We start from the raw sequence: 19,899 nt of genomic DNA on the forward strand, positions 1-19,899 counted from the left end.
CCGAAGCGATCAACGGCCGCCTCGAACACCTCCGCGGCACCGCCCTCGGCTTCCGCAACCTCACCAACTACATCGCCCGCAGCCTGCTCGAAACTCGCGGCTTCAGACCCCGACTACACCCCCAATTACGATGAGCCCTTTAAGAGGAATGGAAATCATTGACAGTCTGTATCCAGACGGAAATATCGGCGAGCGCGTCCGCTTTCCTCTATGCGGAAGAAAAAGTCTGTATTTTTCGGGCTACTTGTCGGACGTCGCGGAACTCGCAAACCTTAGCGCCACCATAACCACCATCGGAAACGGCGCGATTGTCGTAAAACATTAGCTATTGCCTTATCGTACTTTTCCGTCTGCTCCAGATCGATACTCCCATCAACACGCCTGACACATCTGTCGCTTAGACTATTCATGCTCTTCCAACGTAGCTTGAAAGGCCAGCCGGCAGTTCAGCTATGGGATCGCCTCGACGAGTATCCTTACCCGGCCCTGGAATGGCAGAAACTCTCTGTGCCATCGCGGCTAATGCCATCGACCACGACCAACATTTTCGGGATCAACGATCGCTAAGGCGACGCCGATCAGATCACGCGAGATTCCTCCCAACTCTAGAGCGAACATCAGATCAGCCATCTGATGGTCTGAGACATCTTCCACACCTTGGTCAGGGACGCTTGATACACCCACGTTGTCTCCATGTCAATCGTGCCATCTGCTCGGACGACGTGGGCTTCCTCCAGACCACCGATCGTGTGCCCATAAGACAGTCGGACTTTTTTGCAGAGCCCGCGCATCTGTCCGAGCGTCGTAGCCCGACGAGCGAATCGCGCATAACTGGCAAACTTCGGAAAAAGATAAAACTTCTTCACCGTCAGAATTCTGACGGAAAGATCAGCAAGCGCATCCGCGTAATCATCTCTGCGCCGGTCGTTCACGGAACAAGGGGCCACGATTGCATCTCCTTCACGTCGTTCCACACCATCGGCATATAGGTCTGATGAGTTCCACCTGGGTACAACTCGCCAGCCGGCCCTCGCTGGGGGGCGATCGTTCCGCTGTAAGCCGGCCACCCTGCCGGCAGCTCTGACGCGAACCCCGTATTGACGTGGGAGGGATGTCCGTTGGGCCACTGCGGCGGCAGTTCCTTCTCAGACCATACACGGCTGACACTCAGCGGCGCGTCTGTCGACCACCACTCGCCAGCATTAAAGCCATTGATGTCTCCCGCCCGGAACGTCACCGTCGGTTCCGTCGGATACCGAGACCGACAGATCCAGTTATCGAAACGCTTCGTCTCTTTCAAAGACAACCGCGGAGGGATCCCCACCGTGGTCGCACCGATCAGCGCGTTCTCCGCGCCTGCCGCGAGGAGACCCTCAGGCGTTTGCGGCCCCGGCTCTGCCACATACGCGCCAACGCCCCCAACCGCACCACTCGCAGCGGCACCAACCGTCAGCGCCGCAGTATTATTCGACCCCAGCTTCGCAAAAGCTGCTCTCACTCCCGCGCCAGCCGCACCCGACACCGCGCCGACAGCGGAATCGATCCCACCCGCCTCGAAGCCGACCGAGCACTACTCCACTTTTGTGAAGTCACAGAGACTCGACCATTCGCAGACAGAAGGCGTCCCGCCCCTGCGCAACGTGAGCGCAGGGGCGGGACGGTCGATCAGCTTCCGCCGCCGGCGGCGAAGATGTTCTGCGAGATCGTCGCCAGCTGCCCACGCAGCTCCTCGAGTTCCTGCTTGGCCTTCTCGAGCGCCGACTTGGTCTCAGGCCAGGTCGAGGACCGGAACTGCGACGCCAGCGGACCGTCCCAGACGTTCGGGTCGGACAGCGTCCGCCCCTGCGCGTCCAGCTGACTGATCTGATCCGTTAGACCGCCGTTAATGATCGACTGCATCTGCTGGATCGCCGACTTCGCCTCTTCTGTTGAGAGAACACGAGACATGAACCACACCCTTCTTCCCAGTGCGGACGGGACCATCCCGCCCGCTCCCCCGCGGATAAACACCCGCTGAGAATGCCTCGTAAGCGTAGGGCCGAAATCGGCGATCCGTCATTCTGCGACAGTCGTTTGGCGCGAGACGACGGTCTCAGCCGCGCGTCGTAATCGCGAAGGGACTGCTCGAGAGGTCGGAGAAAGCGCCGACCCGCGCTCGTAGCTCGCAGGAGGGGGTCACCGACAGGGCCGTCACCGTCAGGCCGTCAGAGGACACTGCAACAGCTCCACCGCAACCGTCACTGAGCCGAACACCGCTCACGCCACCGGCGACCGCGTCGAGCATGCTGCTAGCGCGGCCGACGGAGGGAGTCACGAGCAACGGGTTCACCGGATCCGCTCCGCCCGGCCAGACGGGCACAAGCGTCACCGGCAGCGGGGTCTGACTGACTGTACGAGCCGGTGTCTCGATGCGGATGTCGCGGAGGCGCTGCACTGGGTAGGCCGTCCCAGCGACGGCAGGGTCGGAGACGGCCGTCGACGTCGCTGCCGATGCGCGGCGGAGCCACGCGTCCAGAGCCGCCTGGTCGGCCACAGGCATCGCGACAGTGGCGGTCACGACGACGGTCCCCTGCGCCGGAATGTCGAGCCCGGTCAGGTTCCAGCCGCAGGCGACTCCGACCCCCGTCACGCTCGGCTGGTTGCGCACGCCTACCGCTCCCGACCAGGTGACGGCGGGACAGGCCGCCGCGTCCTCGAGGCCCGGCAGGACCTCGAGGAGTGCCCCGCTGAGGGGCGCACTCTGTGCGGAATAGGAGAGCTCGACGATGAGCGACTGCCTCTGCGGATCCCACGACGCGGAGCGCGCAAGGCCGAGGCCGGTGGGGAGCGGCCTGTCCTGCTGCTGCGCCGAAAACGCGGCCGTCGATGTTCCACTCTGCACGTCCTCGCCCCGCGGAAGGATCGCCACGACGACAGCCCCGACGAGCAGGGCCGCAGCACCGACAGCGGCAGCGATCATCCGCGGGTCGAACCGCCGCCGAGCCGCAGCCACGGGCGCGGGCGCCGCCGCTGCACGCAGCTCGCGCCGCGGCCTCGAGCGCAGGACCGTCGCCTGGGAGGACGGTCCCAGCTCGGGTGCGGGCCCCTCTTCGGCGACAGGCGCCGGCTCCGCCTCTACTCCGGGGTGCGCGCCGCGCAGCACCGTCGCGGGGCGCGCTACCTCCTCGAACGTCGGCAGATCGGCGGCGCGGGCGAGCGCGGGAACGCCGGCGAGTCCGGTGACGAGACCACGCAGTATCCCGGCCGCCTCCGCCGCGGTGGGCCGCCCCGAGGGGTCCTTCGCGAGCATTCGGTCAAGGATGGCCCCGACACTGGCTGGCACGTCGATCGGGGGCGGCAGCATCGAGACGTGCCGGTACGCCACCGCAAAGTCGTTGCCGATCCCGGCGAACGGCGTGCGCCCAGAGAGCAGCTCGTAGAGCAGGATGCCGGTGGAGTACACGTCGCTGGGCGGCCCGGTCTCCCCCGTCGCGAGCATCTCGGGTGACAGGTATTCGGGCGTGCCGATGATTCCCGTCGTCGCCCGAGGGCCCTCCGCGACGACGTGCGCAATGCCGAAGTCGGAGACACGGACCGCCTCGCCGAGGTCGGGCACCTCCTGCGCGAGCAAGACGTTGTCGGGCTTCACGTCGCGATGCACCGTGCCGATGGCGTGGGCGGCAGCGAGAGCATCGAGGACGGAGGCGGTCGCCGCGACGGCTCGACCGGCGGCGAGCGGCCCCTCGGTGTTCAGCAGGTCGCGGAGCGAGCCCCCGCCGACCAGCTCCATCACGATCGCGAGTGTGTCGCCCTCGACGACCAGGTCGCGAACCGCAACCACCCGCGGATGCCGTAGCCGCGTCAAGACTGAGCGCTCGCGAACGAACCGCTCGACGAGCCCGGTGTCCTGGGTGTGCTCCCGTCGGAGGAGCTTCGCCGCGAGCTCGGACCCCTCACGCACGTCGCGCACGCGCCAGACCTCGCCGGCCGCTCCGGCCCCGATCCGGTCAAGCAGCCGATACCGCGCACCGAGGGCGTCCCCCACGTCCTCCGCCACGCCATCCTCCGATCCGAGATTCCATCGATTTCGAAGGAGATCGTATCGGGTACTGGCACCCTCACCGCTGCGCAGGCGCGGCGTTGCTAGAAGCCCTCAGCGAAGCGCGGCGCGTAATCGGCGCTCAGCGCCGCCAACTCGTCCTCACCGAGCGTGAGGTCGAGTGAGGCCACGGCGTCCTCGAGGTGCTGCATCTTGGTGGCGCCCACGATTGGCGCCGTGACCGCCTCCTGCTGCCGCACCCAGGCGAGCGCCACCTGCGCGCGGGAGACACCGTGCTCGCCGGCGATGCGCGCAACGATCGCCGCCGTCCGCCGGTCGGAGTCCTCCTGCTGCCGATAGAGGGTGCCGCCGAAGACGTCGGTCTCGGTGCGGACCGTCGTCTCGTCCCAGTCGCGGGTCAGGCGACCGCGCGCAAGCGGCGACCACGGGATCACGCCGACCCCCTGGTCGCTGCAGAACGGGTGTAGCTCGCGCTCGTCCTCGCGCTGGATCAGGTTGTACTGGTCCTGCATCGAGACAAAGCGCGTCCAACCGCCGAGGTCGGCGGTGTACTGGGCCTTCGCGAACTGCCACGTCCACATGCTGGAAGCGCCGATGTAGCGCGCTTTTCCCGAGCGGACGACGTCGTGCAGAGTCTCCATCGTCTCCTCAATCGGCGTCTCGGGGTCCCAGCGGTGGATCTGATAAAGATCGACGTACTCGATGCCAAGACGGCACAGACTGTCGTCGATTGCGCTCAAGATGTGACGACGCGAGAGACCACCGCCATTAGGCCCCGGGCGCATCTGGCCGTGCACCTTGGTCGCAATCACGACCTCCTCGCGGACAGCGAAGTCGGCGAGGGCACGCCCCACGAATTCCTCGCTGGTGCCGTCGGAGTACACATCGGCCGTATCGAACGTGGTGATGCCCAGCTCGAGCGCACGGCGCAGGAACGGGCGCGACTCCTCCTCCCCCATGCTCCAACCATGCGCGCCGCGGTCGGGTGCGCCAAAGCTCATGCAGCCGAGGATGATCCGGGAGACCTGCAGGCCGCTGGAGCCGAGTCGGGTGGAGTCCATGCGTGTTTCTTCCGGGTCGTAGGAGTCGTAGGAGGAGAGGCCACTCCAGCCTCGCATCCGAGCGGGAGAAGTCGCTAGCCGAGGCCGATTTCGCGGCGGGTCACGGCGACGACACTCGGGAGAAAGAGCGTCACGGTCGCGACGAGCGCGGGAGCCAGAAGCGCCCAGCCGATGTCGGGCACCGCGTACTGACCCTGGAAGGCGCCGAGGGCGATAGCCATCACTACCAGTTGCATCGTGAGCGCTGACCCGCGCATCCAACCGCGGCGCCGTACTGCGCCGAGAGTGGTGGCGACCGCCCAGCCGAGCGCGATCAGAGCGAGCACGATGATGGCGATTCCGCCGTCTGGCGTGTCCGCGGCGGTCGTCAGCAGCTCGACGACGAGCCAGATCGCGAGCGCCGCAACGGCCAGAGTCTCGAGCGCGAGGACCGCGATCAGGATGAGGAGCCCGACCGGTCTCACACCGGTGGTCCGGGGTCGGCGCGACCCGTTCTCCTCAACGGTCACAGCCACATCCCACCCAGATCTCTTGATTCGGATTCATCCTCGTGACAGGCTAGTCCAGTTCGTTTCACCGCTCACAGGGTCGTGGGTTTCCGTCGATGTGAGCATCCGATCCCGTCGTGTCGAGAGACACGGGGGCGAGTCGGGTGACCAACTCTGGAACCGGTAGTCGGCATAGTGCTTTCGCACCGTGCCGGGCCTGCCGGGCTTGAACCGAGCGCCGACCCGACCACCACCCGAAACACTCCGCGCCGTCGCGTGGAGTGTCGTGGCGTGCGCAGGTGAAGCGCGAGGTCCAGATGAAGGTCGTGATCGTCGGCGTGAATCGATCATCCCACCCGAACACTGCGTGGTTCCTCCGCGCACGCCTGCATACAAGGAGCACCCGCATGGACTGGCGCGACAAAGCCGCTTGCCTCACCGCAGACCCCGAGCTCTTCTTTCCGGTCGGCAACACCGGACCGGCGGTCGACCAGATCGAGAAGGCGAAGTCGGTGTGCGCTCGCTGCACTGTCACCGAGGTCTGCCTCCAGTACGCCCTCGAAACCGGCCAAGACTCGGGAGTGTGGGGCGGGCTCAGTGAGGACGAGCGCCGCGCCCTCAAGCGCCGCGCCGCGCGCGCGCGCCGCGCCTCGTAGTCGCGCCCAGCCGCTCAGCAGACCGACGACCCGGCCCCCGTCGCCCCTTTCAAATGACGGGGGCTTCGTCGTTCCGAGGGGCACGGGTCGACCCTCCCCGCAGGAGCTGTGCCGCGACGTCCTCAGGAGCGATCGCGCTCCAGCCAGCGCAGCGGCATCTCGATGGTCACCTCGGTGCCTCGACCGACCAACGTGTGCCAATCGATCGTGCCGCCCAGCTCACCCTGGATCAGAGTGCGTACGATCTGCGTCCCCAGACCGGAGCCGACTTTTCCCTCGGGCAGTCCGACTCCGGTATCGCGCACCTTCACGGTCAGCTCGTCGTCGCTGCGCGTCGCGACGATCTCGACGTCACCCTCGCGACCGGCCAAGCCGTGCTCGACGGCGTTGGTGACGAGTTCGGTCAGAGCCAGGGCGAGCGGAGTCGCATACTCGCTGGGCAGGTTGCCGAAGCTCCCGCTCAGCTTGGGGTGCACCGTTGTGTTGTGTGTCGACGCGACTTCGGCGATCAGCAGCAGGACCCGATCGAACACCTGGTCGAAGTCGACGTCCTGATTGAGCCCCTCAGAGAGCGTGTCGTGGACGACCGCGATGGCGGCGACGCGGCGCATCGCCTGCGTCAGCGCATCGCGAGCGAGGTCCGAGTGCGTACGACGCGCCTGGATCCGCAGCAGCGAGGCTACCGTTTGGAGGTTGTTCTTCACGCGGTGGTGAATCTCGCGGATCGTTGCGTCTTTCGTGATGAGTTCGCGCTCCTGGTGCCGCAGCTCGGTCACATCCCGACAGAGCACGACGGCGCCGACGCGCTCGCCCCGGTCGCGGATCGGGATCGCGCGCAGTGAGATCGTCACGCCGCGGGTCTCGATGTCGGTGCGCCAGGGCGCCCGGCCGGTGACGACGAGCGGGAGCGATTCGTCGATGACGAGCTTGCCGGTGAGCAGCGCCGTGGTGACTTCGGCGAGCGATTCGCCCTCGAGCTCGTCCGCGAAGCCGATGCGGTTGAACGCCGAGAGTGCATTAGGGCTGGCGAAGGTGGTGATGCCGTCGACGTCGAGGCGGATGAGCCCATCCGACGCGCGCGGAGCCCCACGGCGCGGGCCGGTCGGGGCGCCGAGGTCCGGGAAGTCGCCCGACGCGATCATCGAGAAGAGATCATTCGCGCAGTCGTTGAACGTCAGCTCTTGGCGACTCGGAGTGCGGGTCTCGCTGAGGTTGGTGTGTCGCGTGACGACGGCAATCGGTCGATCGGTGGTCGCGCCGTCGGAGGCGCCGAGCCGGCGCAAGACCGGTACAGCACGCACGCGCGTGGGCGTCTCCTCGAACCAGTCGGGCGCGGAGGTGTCGACAATGCGTGCGGTCTCGAATGCCTCGACCACCTGGGCGCGCCACTCCGACTTGATCCGCTGCCCCACGAAGTCGCGGTAGAAGAGGGTCGCGGCGCTGGACGGGCGAGCGTGGGCGACAGCCACAAAGCTCTCGTCGGCCGTCGGCACCCAGAGCACAATGTCGGCGAAGGCGAGGTCGGCGAGCAGCTGCAGGTCGCCGACCAGGAGGTGCAGCCATTCCACATCCGCTTCGTCGGACCGGCCGTGGGAAAGGACGAGATCGCTGAGGGTCGACACCCGGCCAGCCTAGGCCGCTGTTCGACGACGGGACGCGGCCGGGCGCACCGCACCGGAGAGGAGCGTCCTTGGTTATCCACAGACTGGCGCCGAAGTCACCTTGAGCTTACCTCGACTGATTCGATGGGGCTGTCCCTGCGCGCTTGACCCGAGCGCGCTTCACCCGACGAGCCGAGAGGTGACCCGAACCCATGAGTCGCTCGCCCTGCCACTGGAACACGCCGAATGAGCCTCCCACTCCACGCCTTCGATTACCGCACCCTGCCGTTCGACCCAGCCCCACCCGATGAAAAAGCCCCGGCGGCAGCCTTTTTCGCGGCGCAGCCTGCGACCCGGGATCAACTGCCCGACCCGGAGCCGCTCCTCGCTCGGCTCACCCTCGCCGTGCTCGAGATCCTCGAAGGCTCGCGCGAGATCGACCAAATCGCCCGCTGGCTGACCGACGAGGTCTACCACCATCTGCAGAAGCGCGTTGTGCTCTCGGCGCGCTCACGGAGCCTGAAACGCCGCACAGGGCAGCGGATCCCCTTCACGGTCGGCCGCGTCGTGATCACCGAGCCCCGCGACGGAGTCGTCGAAGGAGTGGTCATGGTACACACCCGCGTGCGCACGAGGGCCGTCGCCATCCGCCTCGAGGGCATGGACGCCCGCTGGCGTGCGACCGCGATCAACGTTCTGTGACCGCGGGCGACGCCTCGTCGTCGCAAACGTATCGGCAAGCTCATCATTGAGGCGGGCAGGACGGTCTCCACCGTGGTGAATCGTGCCCATTTCAGTGCACTCGGGCGTGAACCGCCCAGCTGCCGCCGTCTGTTCCGGCGAAGATGGCGCGTGTCGCGTTGGGCCAGCCGAACACGATGGACACTCGGACACACACCGACACCGGCGAGGTGGACGCATCGTCGTCCGTTCGTCGCGATGACGCAGGCGGACCAGAGGCTGGCGCCGTCGTCATGCGCCTGCGTGTGCGCGGCGAGGAACTCGGCTTGATAGCGATAGGGCAGGTTAGAGGTGTGCTCACGGGCGAGGCCCCGACGGACGAGCTGCTCGTTGAAGAGGGGGCCGCCGGGGATCCAGACGGACGGCTGAGGCTTTGGTTGACTCCTGGTGCGTGGTGGCTGATGGTCGCTGCTGGAAAGATGGTTGTCGTGCCTAAGCCGTATCCGGAAGAGTTTCGACGGGATGTCGTCGCGGTCGCGCGGAGAAGTGAAACGCCTCTAGCGCAGGTCACGAAGGACTTCGGGATCTCGGAGAACTCGATAATGAACTGGATGAAGAAGGCCGCTATCGAGAACGGGGCCAAGCCCGGAGTCACGGCGGCCGAGTCGACCGACGTGCGCAGACGGCTCGCGGCGACCATGGTGTACGGGCCGCCATAAACCCAAGCTCGGTAAGAAAATGTATAAAGGAAGTGGCCGAGACGGTGAGCGTGTCCACGCGGTGACTCAGATAGCGGCAAGTCTTACCGCGAGCCGCCCTCCATCTGTTATCGCCACCTCAGCTCCTCCTAGGTTCGAGATGGCGTATCACTGAGCGAGAACGATTACTGACGAGCTAGATCCCATGAAAGACGCCCTAAGATCCGGGTGACCGCGAGCGCGCCAAGCTAATGGTCCGGCCCAGCATCTATGATGCGCTAGCCCCATTTGACCTGACATGTTACGGGGCTTTGATATGCGCGTGTTCTTCCGTGTCACCAAGGCTTTCGCGTTTCTGGGCACGGTAAGAGCGGCGTAGGTATCCAGTGAAATCCTGCCAGATCAGCTCCCGTGTTGATAGTGCCTGGTTGGGCGGGACGTCTTTCCACAGAATTCCACCGTAGACATAATTGCCTACTAGTAGCGAGACAAGTAATACTATTCCACTAAAGAGAAGTGCTGGCCATACGAAGATCAGGACGGCTATCGTCATAGTAATCAACAATAAAATTGCAATTGCGGGTGCCATCCGACTTTGCGGCACGCGCGTGGTCGCAAGCAAAACACCCAAGCACACACCTACAAGGATGATCAATAAATATATCACGAGGTCTCCGCTCGTTTGCGAACCGGCAGTGGTCAGTTACATTCCGGGGAAAGCCATCGCATCGCTATAGGGGCGGGTACGGCCGCAACGAAAACGCACTGGTCTTCGTTCGCTGCCAACCCTGCTTGAATTCCCCAGTCTGCGCTAGCGACGATGCAAAACGTTTGCAGCGCGCCAGAAGGAATTTTGCCACACAATGCTCCCGCCCCTGCTGCGGCGGCGAGGTTCTTGGTCTCTGTCTTACTGAAGCCCGCGCCGTAGGCAGTGTTATACCACTGCCATGTGGGATCGGCGACAATGGGGCAGGAGGTGGCGTCAGTGGGTTCAACGACCTGAATTAGCGTGTCTCCTTGCGCCTCATAGTGAGTGGGCACCTCGTCTCCGTTCGCATCGCGGGCCCATGCCGGCGCGATGCTGAAGGATGTGAAAGATCCGGCCTCATCAAAACCAACGGCCCAGAATTGTCCAGCGGCATCTTTAGCCACCTGATAGCGATCTCCTACGGAATATACAAACTCATGAGCTGATGACGGAGAATTGATTACTGTCTGGATTCGGACGGCACCGCTGTCGAGGGACTGCACAGTTGCGGCCACACCATCCCGCTCCGGAAACACGACGGTGCTGTCAGCTGCAACCATACCGCGATTCACTGCGAGCCCTTGAGGCAGGGATACCTTTAGCAAGGTACCTGGCCCATGCACCGGAATCGGCGCAGACGGATCAAGTGAGAATTCATCTCCAGAAACAATTTGACCTTGGTGAGGAGCAACTTCTGCGACGAGCGTCGAAATCTGATTTGCATTTTCACCGCCGCCGCTTCGGTCTCGTTTGCTTTCATTTCTACAGCATGGGCGCTGGTGCCGACCCCAGCGAGTAGGAGAGCGCTGCTCGCAACAACAAGTGCTTTGGTGCCGAACCTCATTGGTGATTCTCCTTCGTGTTTCTGACCACTTCAGGTCGCCTACGCCACATCCTGTGTACTCTGGGTTACAGCCGTGGTCAAGGAAAAAGAAATGTTGTAAGCAAGCTCTAATCCGGTCCGCGCGACTTCACCTGTATCTGCGTCTCGAGATCGTCACCTGGAGCGAGGTCACCTACCACCGAAGACGCTGACAATGCGGCCTGGGTCACCCACCCCGATCAAGTTTGAGATGATCAACATCCCCGCACCCGGGGCATCGCGAATGAGTCAACGAAACCCTCAGCAGCCCCTGACGCCTGTCGCTCAGGACCAATAATTCGACCAGTATGAGTCGCATACGGCCGCATGGATCGTTGCTGGTGGTGAGAACTTTTTTACTCGTCTAAGTGCCGGGTTCCAGCCGGCGGACCCGCCTCCGACGCGTCGGTCTTCGCGACGCGCGGTCAAAGCGCTCTTCGGCGGGTCCGGCCGTGGCCGTTCAAGCCGTTAACCAGCGAGACCCGTCGATCCGCGTATGTATAGGGGGCGAGTCCGCTGCTTCAGATGACGGGGGAGGACCGTACCCGTTTGGTCGACTCGGGCATGTGTTGCTGGGGTTCTCGGGCCATAGGAGACTACTTCCACGGGTTCCACCCGACGAAGCTTCACCGAGGAATATGAGCGCGACGCCGTCGCGCTCATCAGTGAAGGCGGCTATTCCGTCGCAGAAGTCGCGAGACAGACTGACATAAGCGAGACCAGTATCAGAAAGTGGATGGCGAAAGCCGGTCTACCCGCCCACCGAGCCGGGCGGCGACGATGACGAGCCTGTGACAGGGGTGGCCGTGCGGAGTTGAAGCGTCTTCGACGTGAGCGCGCGCCTATGAGATGCAGATCGACTTCGCACACAAGTATCGACCTGGTTTGCGAGCGGCCAGCGGTAATACTCGCTGCCATCGCGGACTGGGCAGCATCCCACGCCTACCCCGTCGCCTTCATGTGTCACGAACTTCAGGTGTCGAAATCAGGGTTCCGCGCCTGGCAGAAAAGAGCAGTCAACGCTCGGGCGCTCAACAACGAGTCTCTACTTGCGGTCATTAGCGACGCACACACGTCCCCGAACGGTCATCCGGGAATGCGCCGCGATGCATGAGCGAACGACGACGACGCCCCGGCTCCCGCTGGTGCGGGACCGGGGCCGTCGTCATGGCGGCGTGTCAGCGGCGCTTGGCCTGCGCGCGACGCTCCTCGCGGTTGGCCGGCGCGGCTGGGGAGCCGCCCTTCGTCTGGCCGAATGCGCCCGTCGTCGTGGGGCCTTCGTCAGTGTCACCCTCGGGAAGGGCCTGACGGGCCTCCTCGGCCCGCGCCTTCGCGGTGGCCGCCTGCTGTACCTGCCCGCGCTGATTGCGAACCTCGACTCCGCCCGAGTCGCTCGGTGCGGAGTAACTGAGCTTCTCGGTCGGCGCGACCGACTCGGAGAGGCCCTTGGCAGCGACTCCGGCGACCTCGCCCTGCTTCTCAGTCACTTCGACCTCGAGGTTGAACAGGAAGCCGACGGTTTCCTCGCGAATTTGACCCATCATCTGCTGGAACAGGGCGAACCCCTCGCGCTGGTACTCGACCAGCGGATCCCGCTGAGCCATGGCGCGCAGGCCGATGCCGTCCTTCAGGTAGTCCATCTCGTAGAGGTGATCGCGCCAGCGGCGGTCGATCACCGAGAGGACAACGCGGCGCTCGAGCTCACGCATGGCCGGGGCTCCGAGCTGCTCCTCGCGGCGCTGATAGGCGAGGGTGGCATCCGAGAGGATCTCGCGGCGCATGAATTCCTTGTTGATGCGGCCACGACTGCCGGCCTCCTGCACGACCTCGTCGATGGTGAGACTCACCGGGTAGAGCGTTTTGAGCTCGGTCCAGAGAGCGTCGAAATCCCAGTCGTCGCCGTTGCCGTCGCCCGTATGCACCTCGAGGATTTCGTCGATCACGTCGACCAGGAACTTCTGGGTCCGCTCGTGCAGATCGTCGCCCTCAAGGATGTGGCGGCGGTCGGAGTAGATGGCTTCGCGCTGACGGTTGAGGACGTCGTCGTACTTCAGGACGTTCTTGCGAATCTCGGCGTTGCGGGCTTCGACCTGCGACTGGGCGCTGCGGATGGCACGCGAGACGACCTTCGACTCGATCGCGATGTCGTCCGGCACATTGCCGCGTCCCATGAGGGCCTCGGCCGCGCCGGAATTGAACAGGCGCATGAGGTCGTCGGTGAGCGAGAGGTAGAAACGGCTTTCGCCCGGGTCGCCCTGTCGGCCGGAGCGACCGCGCAGCTGGTTGTCGATCCGGCGCGACTCGTGACGCTCGGTACCGAGCACGTACAGCCCGCCCGCGGCCTGCACCTTTTCGGCCTCCTCGCCGACCTCCGCCTTGACGGCCGCGAAGACGTCGTCCCAGGCGGCCTCGTACTCTTCCGGAGTCTCGGAGGGGTTTAGGCCCTTGGCGGTCATTTCGGCCACGGCGAGGAACTCCGCGTTACCACCGAGCATGATGTCAGTGCCACGACCGGCCATGTTCGTCGCGACCGTGACGGCACCGAGGCGACCAGCCTGGGCGACGATAGCCGCCTCCCGGGCGTGGTTCTTCGCGTTCAGGACCTCGTGGCGCACACCCTTCTTGGCCAGCAGGCGCGAGAGGTACTCGCTCTTCTCGACACTGGTCGTGCCGACGAGGACCGGCTGCCCGGCGGCGTGACGCTCGGCGATGTCCTCGACGACCTGCTCGAACTTGACCTGCTCATTCTTGTAAACGAGGTCGGCCTTGTCGATCCGCTGCATTTTGCGGTTGGTCGGGATCGGCACGACGCCCAACTTATAGGTCGACATAAACTCGGCAGCCTCAGTCTCGGCGGTGCCCGTCATGCCCGAGAGCTTGCCGTAGAGACGGAAGTAGTTTTGCAGCGTGACGGTTGCGAGGGTCTGGTTCTCGGCCTTGACCTGCACGCCTTCCTTCGCCTCGATCGCCTGATGGATGCCCTCGTTGTACCGGCGGCCGGCAAGGATGCGGCCGGTGTGCTCGTCGACGATTAGGACCTCGCCGTTCAGCACGACGTAATCCTTGTCTTTCTTGAATAGCGCACGCGCTTTGATGGCGTTATTGAGGAACGAGATGAGCGGGGTATTCGCCGACTCGTAGAGGTTGTCGATGCCGAGGTAGTCCTCGACCTTCTCGATTCCGGGCTCGAGGACGCCGACGGTGCGCTTTTTTTCATCGACCTCGAAGTCTTCACCGTCGATGAGGCGGGTGGCGAGAGTGGCGAATTCGGCGAACCAGCGGTTGGCCTCGCCTGACGCCGGGCCGGAGATAATCAGCGGAGTGCGGGCCTCGTCGATGAGGATCGAGTCGACCTCATCGACGATCGCGTAGAAGTGACCGCGCTGCACCATGTCCGGCGCCTGCCACGCCATATTGTCGCGGAGGTAGTCGAAGCCGAACTCGTTGTTCGTGCCATAGGTGATGTCAGCGGCGTACTGCTCGCGGCGCTGCTCCGGAGTCTGACCCGAGAGGATCACACCCGTGCTCATCCCCAGAGCACGGAAGACGCGGCCCATCAGCTCGGACTGGTACGAGGCGAGGAAGTCATTGACCGTGACGATATGCACGCCGCGGCTAGCAATCGCGTTGAGGTACGCCGGCAGGGTTGCGACCAGGGTCTTGCCCTCGCCGGTCTTCATCTCGGCGATATTGCCGAGATGCAGAGCGGCACCGCCCATGAGCTGAACGTCGAAGTGGCGCAGGCCGAGGGTGCGACGGGAGGCCTCGCGCACGGCGGCGAACGCCTCCGGCAGCAGGTCGTCGAGGGACTCACCGCTCGAGTAGCGCTCGCGCAGCTCGACGGTCTCGTTCTTCAGCTCCTCGTCGCTCAGGTGTGTGAAATCTTCTTCGAGGGCATTGACGGCCTTCGCGTAGTTCTCGAGGCGGCGGATAACCCGCCCCTCCCCGACGCGAAGGACCTTTTCGAGGACAGAGGCCACGGGGTACTCCAAATAAGTAGAAGACTGAGGCCGCGCGCCGAAGCGCGGACCGCGACCAGCCTAGCCGGGGCCGGCCGTGGTCGGCCCGAGCCTCGTGTCCGCCCTGGGCGGACTCCCGGCCTGCTCGGCGCGCGCAGACGCGCAAGGGCCCCGATGCGGAGCACCGGGGCCTCTCGTGCTCGTCGATCAGCTGGCCGTCTGCTCGGCCAGCTCGTCGGTCTCGTCGCCCAGCCCGATCACTCCGTAGTCCCAGCCTTTGCGGCGGTAGACGACGCTCGGTCGATCCGTCTCGGAGTCGATGAAGAGGTAGAAGTCGTGCCCCACGAGTTCCATGTAGTCGACGGCGTCGTCGACCGTCATCGACACGGAGGCGAAGACTTTTTTGCGGATGACGACGGGGCAGTACGGCTCATCGACTTCGTCCTCTACCGGCTCCGGCTCCGACGCCTGCACGGGGACCACGCCGGTGCTGAGCTGCTCCAGCACCGCGGCATCGGCGGGCTGGATGGCGACGACGCTGAAGTCGTCGGCGGCCGCGTCGCGGAGTGACGTCGGCCGATGCTGGCCGCGATGGACTTTCCTCCGGTCCTTCGCTCGTCGGACGCGTTCGAGGAGGCGCCCGATGGCGACGTCGAAGGCCGCGTACTTGTCAGCCCCGCTCGCCTCGGCCCGCACGACGGGGCCTTTGCCGATCAGCGTGAGTTCTACCCGGTCGCCGCCGCTCGCACCCTTGCCCTCGGCGTGGCGACTCGCCTTGATCTCGAGTGCGAGAGCACGATCGGCGAGATGCGCCACCTTGTCCGACTTCTCCGTCGCGTACGCGCGGAAACGATCGGTGATGTCGATGTTGCGTCCTGTGATGTCGATGTCCATGACAACCTCCCAGTCGAGTACGGCGTGCCGCCTTGCTCCGGGGCGGACCGTTCACGCCGTGACCCCACCGTAGACCCCGGTCACCGGATCGTCACCGGGTGTTCATCGAGACGCGCCTGATATCGGCTCCGATCGCAGCGGGGTACCAGCTAGTGCGACCGCGCCGCGCACCGCGGCGCCTGCCGCACGTACTGCGCGCCGCAGTTCGAGCAGGGTCGCCCCCGAGGTGACGATGTCGTCGACGAGCACGACCCCCGGCGCGCCTGCAAGAGACCGGCGGGCGCGAAAGGCACCGTCGAGGTTGCCACGGCGCTCGACGCGACCCAAGCCGACCTGGTCGCGGAGAGTGCGCGTGCGACGCAACGAACTCTCGACGCGCCCGCCGGCACCCGCCACGAGGAGCGCGACCGGATCGATGCCGCGGCGCACACGGCTCGCGTAGGAGCCAGGTGGCGCGATCAGCGGCGCGGGACTCCCGTGGAGCGCGGCACTGAGCGCCGGTCGCAGGACACTGGCGAGCGGGCGGACAGCGGCCGTACGACCCTCCTCTTTGAGCGCGAGGACGAGCCTGCGGACCACTCCCGCGTAGGGCGCGCCCGTGACCACTTCGAGCGGATCATCCGGCGGGCCGAGTGAGCGCCGCGTCATCGCCGCCGACTCGGCCAGCTCCCGCGCGCAGGGGGCGCAGGGCACCCGGGACACGGCCGCGCCGCAGGCCGGGCAGTCGAGCGGGAGGAGGACGGCGAGGGCATCGAGGAGGTGATCGGTCAGCATTCCTCCACACTGTCGGGGCGGCGAGCCAAGCGGCGCCCGGAACGACCCTTCCGGGACGATTTGAGGGTGTAACGGACCTGTGGAGGAGCGTTCAGGATCCCATGCCGGTCTGCGCCGCGAGCAAGCGGATGTCGGTCGCGATCGTCTGCCAGGCCGACCCGCGCTGCTGCCGCAGCTCGCCGCCCTCGGCGAGGAGGCGGATCTGGGTGGACGCGTTGCCGGCCGCGATCTGCACGGTGCCGGTGGTGGTGCCCAGCGGAGTGGCTCCGCCGCCGAGGAGATTCATGGTGACGGTGTCCTCCCCCGTCGATCCGCGAACGACCGCAACCACGTCGAGCTCATCGGCCCACGCGGCGGTGATGGCGGTGCCGAGCAGGGAGCGGAGGACGACCGGCTCGCCGACCGCGACCGGATCGCCGTCGCGTGAGCGGGTGATGCCGGCGACGAGTACCGTCGCCTGCTGCCCATCCTGCGCCAGCGCGAGCATCCGCGTGCCGTCGCGCGAGACGGCGATCGAAGCGAGCGACTCGATTTCACTCCACGCAGTCGCGACCTGCATGGAGCGGGAGCCGTCGGCCGTGTAGGCGACCAGCTGTCCGGGCGAGCCGCCGGGCACCGACCAGACATAGCCGGACGGGTCGATCGTCGGCGCGATCAGCCCCGACCGTGCGTCGAGGAGTACGTCGCCGCGCTCGGGATCGAGCAGGCTCACTCCGGCGTCTGAGAGCACCGCAGCGGAGGCGTTCGAGTCGGCACCGCGTTGCGCGCCGAGCACGGCGGCCCGTGGATCGAGGTCCTGGATCCGCTCCGACAGGCCGGTCTTCGCGAGGCCGGACGAACCGAGGAAGCCGAACCCGTCCTCCGTCAGCACCAGTGGCCGGGTGTCGACCCGTGGCGACACCGGTAGGCCACTGACTTCTGCGGAGACGTCGATCGGGTTCTGCTCGACCGAGAGAGCGACTCCGGTCACGTTGGACACGTTCGCGAGGCTGCGGTTGAGCTGGAGCGCCATCAGCCGCCACTGGCGCTGGTCGGCCTCGAGCGCAGCCGGGTTCAGATCGACCACGGCGCGCTGCGACTCGACCGGGACGGTCTCGGCGGCGAGCGCCGTCCCCGTGGGAAATGCCGAGACGACCGCGGCGGAGTCGCGCAGCCAGGGCGTGGGTCCGCGCAGCAGTTCCGTCACGATGGTCGTGCTGGTCGAGCTGTCGGCGCGGGAGGCGAACCAGCGCAGGTCGGGCACGAGGTAGCGGTAACTCGGGTCGAAGAAGTAGAGCGCATGGGTTGAGAAGACCTGCTCGAAAGTGGTGCGATCGATCACGACTCCGCTCGGCGGTGCACTGATGCGCCACTGGCCGTTTTCCTGGACGAAGCCGTAGTCGAGGGTCAGCGCGGCCGTGGTGGCGACATCGGCGTAAACCCCTGTCGCGTCCACTTCGGCCACGGGAGTGATCGTGAGGGAGAGTGTCGACGCCGACAGGGAGGCGGAGGAGCGCTGGCCCTCGTCGACGGTCACGTGCTCGCCCGGCGTCCAGGCGGCTCCGGTGGAGAGGAACTCGCGGGCGATCTTGTAGTTGCTCTGCGGACTCGACGCGGCGTCGATGAAGCCGGTGAGGATGTCGCGCTGCGACGCACCGACGGCGGGGCCCGACGGGAGGAAGTCGTATTGCAGGTCTTGTGGCGCCGGATCCGGCCGTCCGACTCCGACGTCTCCGGAACGCGGGATGCCCGCACAGCCGGCCAGGCCGAGGGCAAGGAGCGCAGCGACAGCCGCCGCCCGGAGCGCGCCGCGCCTCACGGGAGGACCTCCGCCGTCTGCACGGGCGGCAGAACGATCGGCCCGCTGTAGGCCTGCTCCCCTGCGTCGACCGGGGGTAACGCGAGCGGGGAGGAGTCGATCCGCTCGCCGCGGTGCCGCGGAAGGGTGAGGCGGAAGCACGCGCCGCGACCGGTCGTCGACCAGACCTGCAGCCAGCCGTGATGCAGGGCCGTGTCCTCCTGCGCGATGGAGAGGCCAAGTCCCGTGCCGCCCAGGGTTCGGCGGCGGGAGGGGTCGGCTCGCCAGAAGCGGTCGAACACGCGGACCACCTCCTCGGAGTTCATGCCGTGACCGTAATCGCGGACGGCAAGGGCCACGGCGCTCGCATTGCTGTCGACGGTGACGATAATCTCGCGGCCATCGCCGTGCTCGATCGCGTTGCCGAGCAGGTTGCGCACGATCCGGCGGATACGACGCGGATCAAGCTCGGCATCGAAGTAGCCGCCCGGTGCCGAAAGAGTGAGCCGGGAGCCGTTTGTCTCGGCGATCCCTCGCATCGCCTCGATTTCGTCCCCCACGAGACGCACCAGGTTCACCGGCTCGAGCTCGAGTTCGGCCGAACCGGCGTCGTGGCGCGAAATCTCGAGCAGGTCCGCCAGGAGGCTCTCGAACCGGCCGATCTGGCCGTGCAGGAGCTCGACGGTGCGCTCAGCGACCGGAGGGAAGCCCTCGCGCTGGTCGTAGAGGACGTCGCCGGCGAGCTTCATCGTGGTGAGCGGTGTCCGCAGCTCGTGGGACACGTCCGAGACGAAGCGCTGCTGCACCTGGCTCAGGGTGGCTAGCTCGCTGATCCTGTCCTGCAGGCTGTCGGCCATGCCGTTGAAGGAGCGAGCGAGGGTCGCGATCACGTCCTGCCCGCGCTCCGGGATGCGCACGTCGAAATCGCCGGCGGCCAGTCGTTGGCTGGTGTCGGCGGCGACCCGCACCGGTGCGACGATGATCCGCACGACCACCCAGCTGACTGCACCGATGAGCAAGACGAGCAGGACGCCGGCGATGTTGAGCACCTGCTGCACGAACTGGAGGGTCCGCTCGGCGTCGGCGAGGGAGTAGCCGATATAGAGCTCGTAGCGCCCTGCCGAACTCGGCAGATCGAGGGTCGAGCCCACGAGAATGCCGGGCTGCTGCCTCCCGGAGCCGTCGAGCGTGACCGACTGCCAGTACTGACCATCGGAGCCGGCCTGCACCCGCTCCCGCAGCGCGGTACTGATGATGCCGTTCTGAAGCTCGCGGTTGTAGACGTCCTGCGGAGCGAGCGAGGACACCTCCTGTTCCGGCGAGCGGACGACAGCGATGAGGGCGGAGGAGGAGGCGTCGCGCACCGCGGTCCGTACCGAACTCATCACCTCCTCCATGTCCTGGCGAGTCGAGACAGTCGCCGCGTCGAGATAGCCCTGAGCCGCCCGGGTAGCGCGCGCGGTGTCGCCGGTGACCTGCGTGAGCCGCGACTGGAAGAGGTTGTCGCTGATGCTGTAGGAGAGGTAGATCCCCGTCGAGCCGATGGCGATGCCGCTGAGGAGCACCGTGATCGCGACCGCGCGAAACTGCAACGACGTGCGCCACACCCGCAGCACACGGCCGGGCCAGCGGCGCAGAGCGGGAATGGAGGATCGGGGCAC

Annotated in this window: 15 protein-coding genes and 2 pseudogenes; 3 read left to right on the forward strand and 14 right to left on the reverse strand. The window is 65.9% G+C overall.

Going from position 1 to position 19,899, the window contains the following annotated elements; translation table 11 throughout:
* Window positions 1-617: 617 nt before the first annotated feature.
* The 5 genes from B0H03_RS05915 to B0H03_RS05935 all read right to left on the reverse strand — a co-directional run bounded on the left by B0H03_RS05915 (window position 618) and on the right by B0H03_RS05935 (window position 5,609).
* Window positions 618-932 (reverse strand): hypothetical protein, encoded by a 315-nt coding sequence (locus tag B0H03_RS05915; RefSeq protein WP_104264894.1) that lies wholly within the window; start codon window positions 930-932, stop codon window positions 618-620.
* A gap of 733 nt (window positions 933-1,665) precedes the next feature.
* Window positions 1,666-1,947 (reverse strand): pyrophosphorylase, encoded by a 282-nt coding sequence (locus tag B0H03_RS05920; protein WP_104264895.1) that lies wholly within the window; start codon window positions 1,945-1,947, stop codon window positions 1,666-1,668.
* A gap of 145 nt (window positions 1,948-2,092) precedes the next feature.
* On the reverse strand, window positions 2,093-4,036 hold the full coding sequence (locus tag B0H03_RS05925; protein ID WP_104264896.1) for a serine/threonine-protein kinase: 1,944 nt from the start codon (window positions 4,034-4,036) through the stop codon (window positions 2,093-2,095).
* 86 nt (window positions 4,037-4,122) lie between these two features.
* Window positions 4,123-5,100: an aldo/keto reductase gene (locus tag B0H03_RS05930; RefSeq protein WP_104264897.1), complete on the reverse strand. Its 978-nt coding sequence runs from the start codon at window positions 5,098-5,100 to the stop codon at window positions 4,123-4,125.
* Window positions 5,101-5,174: 74 nt separating this feature from the next.
* The gene (locus tag B0H03_RS05935) at window positions 5,175-5,609 is read right to left on the reverse strand and encodes a hypothetical protein (RefSeq protein ID WP_104264946.1); all 435 of its coding nucleotides are present in this window, start codon (window positions 5,607-5,609) and stop codon (window positions 5,175-5,177) included.
* A 386-nt stretch (window positions 5,610-5,995) separates the two neighbouring features.
* Between B0H03_RS05935 and B0H03_RS05940 the strand changes: the two genes are divergently transcribed.
* On the forward strand, window positions 5,996-6,244 hold the full coding sequence (locus B0H03_RS05940; protein ID WP_055788231.1) for a WhiB family transcriptional regulator: 249 nt from the start codon (window positions 5,996-5,998) through the stop codon (window positions 6,242-6,244).
* A gap of 122 nt (window positions 6,245-6,366) precedes the next feature.
* On the opposite strand, the gene B0H03_RS05945 is transcribed toward B0H03_RS05940, so the two are convergent.
* Window positions 6,367-7,866, reverse strand: a complete 1,500-nt coding sequence (locus B0H03_RS05945; protein WP_104264898.1) for a sensor histidine kinase — start codon at window positions 7,864-7,866, stop codon at window positions 6,367-6,369.
* A gap of 225 nt (window positions 7,867-8,091) precedes the next feature.
* Here B0H03_RS05945 and B0H03_RS05950 point away from each other — a divergent pair, with 225 nt between their 5' ends.
* A complete protein-coding gene (locus B0H03_RS05950; protein WP_219814973.1) occupies window positions 8,092-8,547 on the forward strand; it encodes an Rv3235 family protein in 456 nt (151 codons plus the stop codon).
* A 308-nt stretch (window positions 8,548-8,855) separates the two neighbouring features.
* Here B0H03_RS05950 and B0H03_RS17420 read toward each other — a convergent pair.
* The 3 genes and pseudogenes from B0H03_RS17420 to B0H03_RS05960 form a co-directional block, all read right to left on the reverse strand.
* A pseudogene (locus B0H03_RS17420) lies at window positions 8,856-9,050 on the reverse strand (hypothetical protein); the annotation flags it as partial.
* 873 nt (window positions 9,051-9,923) lie between these two features.
* A complete protein-coding gene (locus B0H03_RS16135) occupies window positions 9,924-10,532 on the reverse strand; it encodes a hypothetical protein (RefSeq protein WP_127843944.1) in 609 nt (202 codons plus the stop codon).
* Between the two features lie 38 nt (window positions 10,533-10,570).
* A complete protein-coding gene (locus tag B0H03_RS05960) occupies window positions 10,571-10,816 on the reverse strand; it encodes a hypothetical protein (protein WP_104264900.1) in 246 nt (81 codons plus the stop codon).
* Window positions 10,817-11,459: 643 nt separating this feature from the next.
* Here B0H03_RS05960 and B0H03_RS17425 point away from each other — a divergent pair.
* A pseudogene (locus B0H03_RS17425) lies at window positions 11,460-11,618 on the forward strand (transposase); the annotation flags it as partial.
* 394 nt (window positions 11,619-12,012) lie between these two features.
* Here the strand turns inward: B0H03_RS17425 and secA are convergent.
* From secA to mtrB, 5 genes are all read right to left on the reverse strand, one after another.
* The gene (gene secA, locus B0H03_RS05970; RefSeq protein WP_104264901.1) at window positions 12,013-14,814 is read right to left on the reverse strand and encodes a preprotein translocase subunit SecA; all 2,802 of its coding nucleotides are present in this window, start codon (window positions 14,812-14,814) and stop codon (window positions 12,013-12,015) included.
* A 186-nt stretch (window positions 14,815-15,000) separates the two neighbouring features.
* Entirely contained in the window at window positions 15,001-15,687 is a 687-nt protein-coding gene (gene hpf, locus B0H03_RS05975; RefSeq protein ID WP_104264902.1) for a ribosome hibernation-promoting factor, HPF/YfiA family, read from the reverse strand.
* A gap of 102 nt (window positions 15,688-15,789) precedes the next feature.
* The gene (locus B0H03_RS05980) at window positions 15,790-16,461 is read right to left on the reverse strand and encodes a ComF family protein (protein ID WP_104264903.1); all 672 of its coding nucleotides are present in this window, start codon (window positions 16,459-16,461) and stop codon (window positions 15,790-15,792) included.
* Between the two features lie 91 nt (window positions 16,462-16,552).
* A complete protein-coding gene (locus tag B0H03_RS05985; RefSeq protein ID WP_127843945.1) occupies window positions 16,553-18,259 on the reverse strand; it encodes an LpqB family beta-propeller domain-containing protein in 1,707 nt (568 codons plus the stop codon).
* Window positions 18,256-19,899: an MtrAB system histidine kinase MtrB gene (gene mtrB / locus B0H03_RS05990; RefSeq protein ID WP_241560423.1), complete on the reverse strand. Its 1,644-nt coding sequence runs from the start codon at window positions 19,897-19,899 to the stop codon at window positions 18,256-18,258. Before mtrB ends, B0H03_RS05985 begins: the two co-directional genes overlap by 4 nt.

This window comes from Rathayibacter iranicus NCPPB 2253 = VKM Ac-1602, assembly GCF_003149025.1.
Classification (GTDB): Bacteria; Actinomycetota; Actinomycetes; order Actinomycetales; family Microbacteriaceae; genus Rathayibacter; species Rathayibacter iranicus.

Coding starts and splice junctions, on each gene's coding strand:
- B0H03_RS05920 (WP_104264895.1), bottom strand. CDS start 1,947: ATGTCTCGTGTTCTCTCAACAGAAGAGGCGAAGTCGGCGATCCAGCAG.
- B0H03_RS05930 (WP_104264897.1), bottom strand. CDS start 5,100: ATGGACTCCACCCGACTCGGCTCCAGCGGCCTGCAGGTCTCCCGGATC.
- B0H03_RS05940 (WP_055788231.1), top strand. CDS start 5,996: ATGGACTGGCGCGACAAAGCCGCTTGCCTCACCGCAGACCCCGAGCTC.
- B0H03_RS05950 (WP_219814973.1), top strand. CDS start 8,092: ATGAGCCTCCCACTCCACGCCTTCGATTACCGCACCCTGCCGTTCGAC.
- B0H03_RS16135 (WP_127843944.1), bottom strand. CDS start 10,532: ATGGTTGCAGCTGACAGCACCGTCGTGTTTCCGGAGCGGGATGGTGTG.
- B0H03_RS05960 (WP_104264900.1), bottom strand. CDS start 10,816: ATGAGGTTCGGCACCAAAGCACTTGTTGTTGCGAGCAGCGCTCTCCTA.
- hpf (WP_104264902.1), bottom strand. CDS start 15,687: ATGGACATCGACATCACAGGACGCAACATCGACATCACCGATCGTTTC.
- B0H03_RS05980 (WP_104264903.1), bottom strand. CDS start 16,461: ATGCTGACCGATCACCTCCTCGATGCCCTCGCCGTCCTCCTCCCGCTC.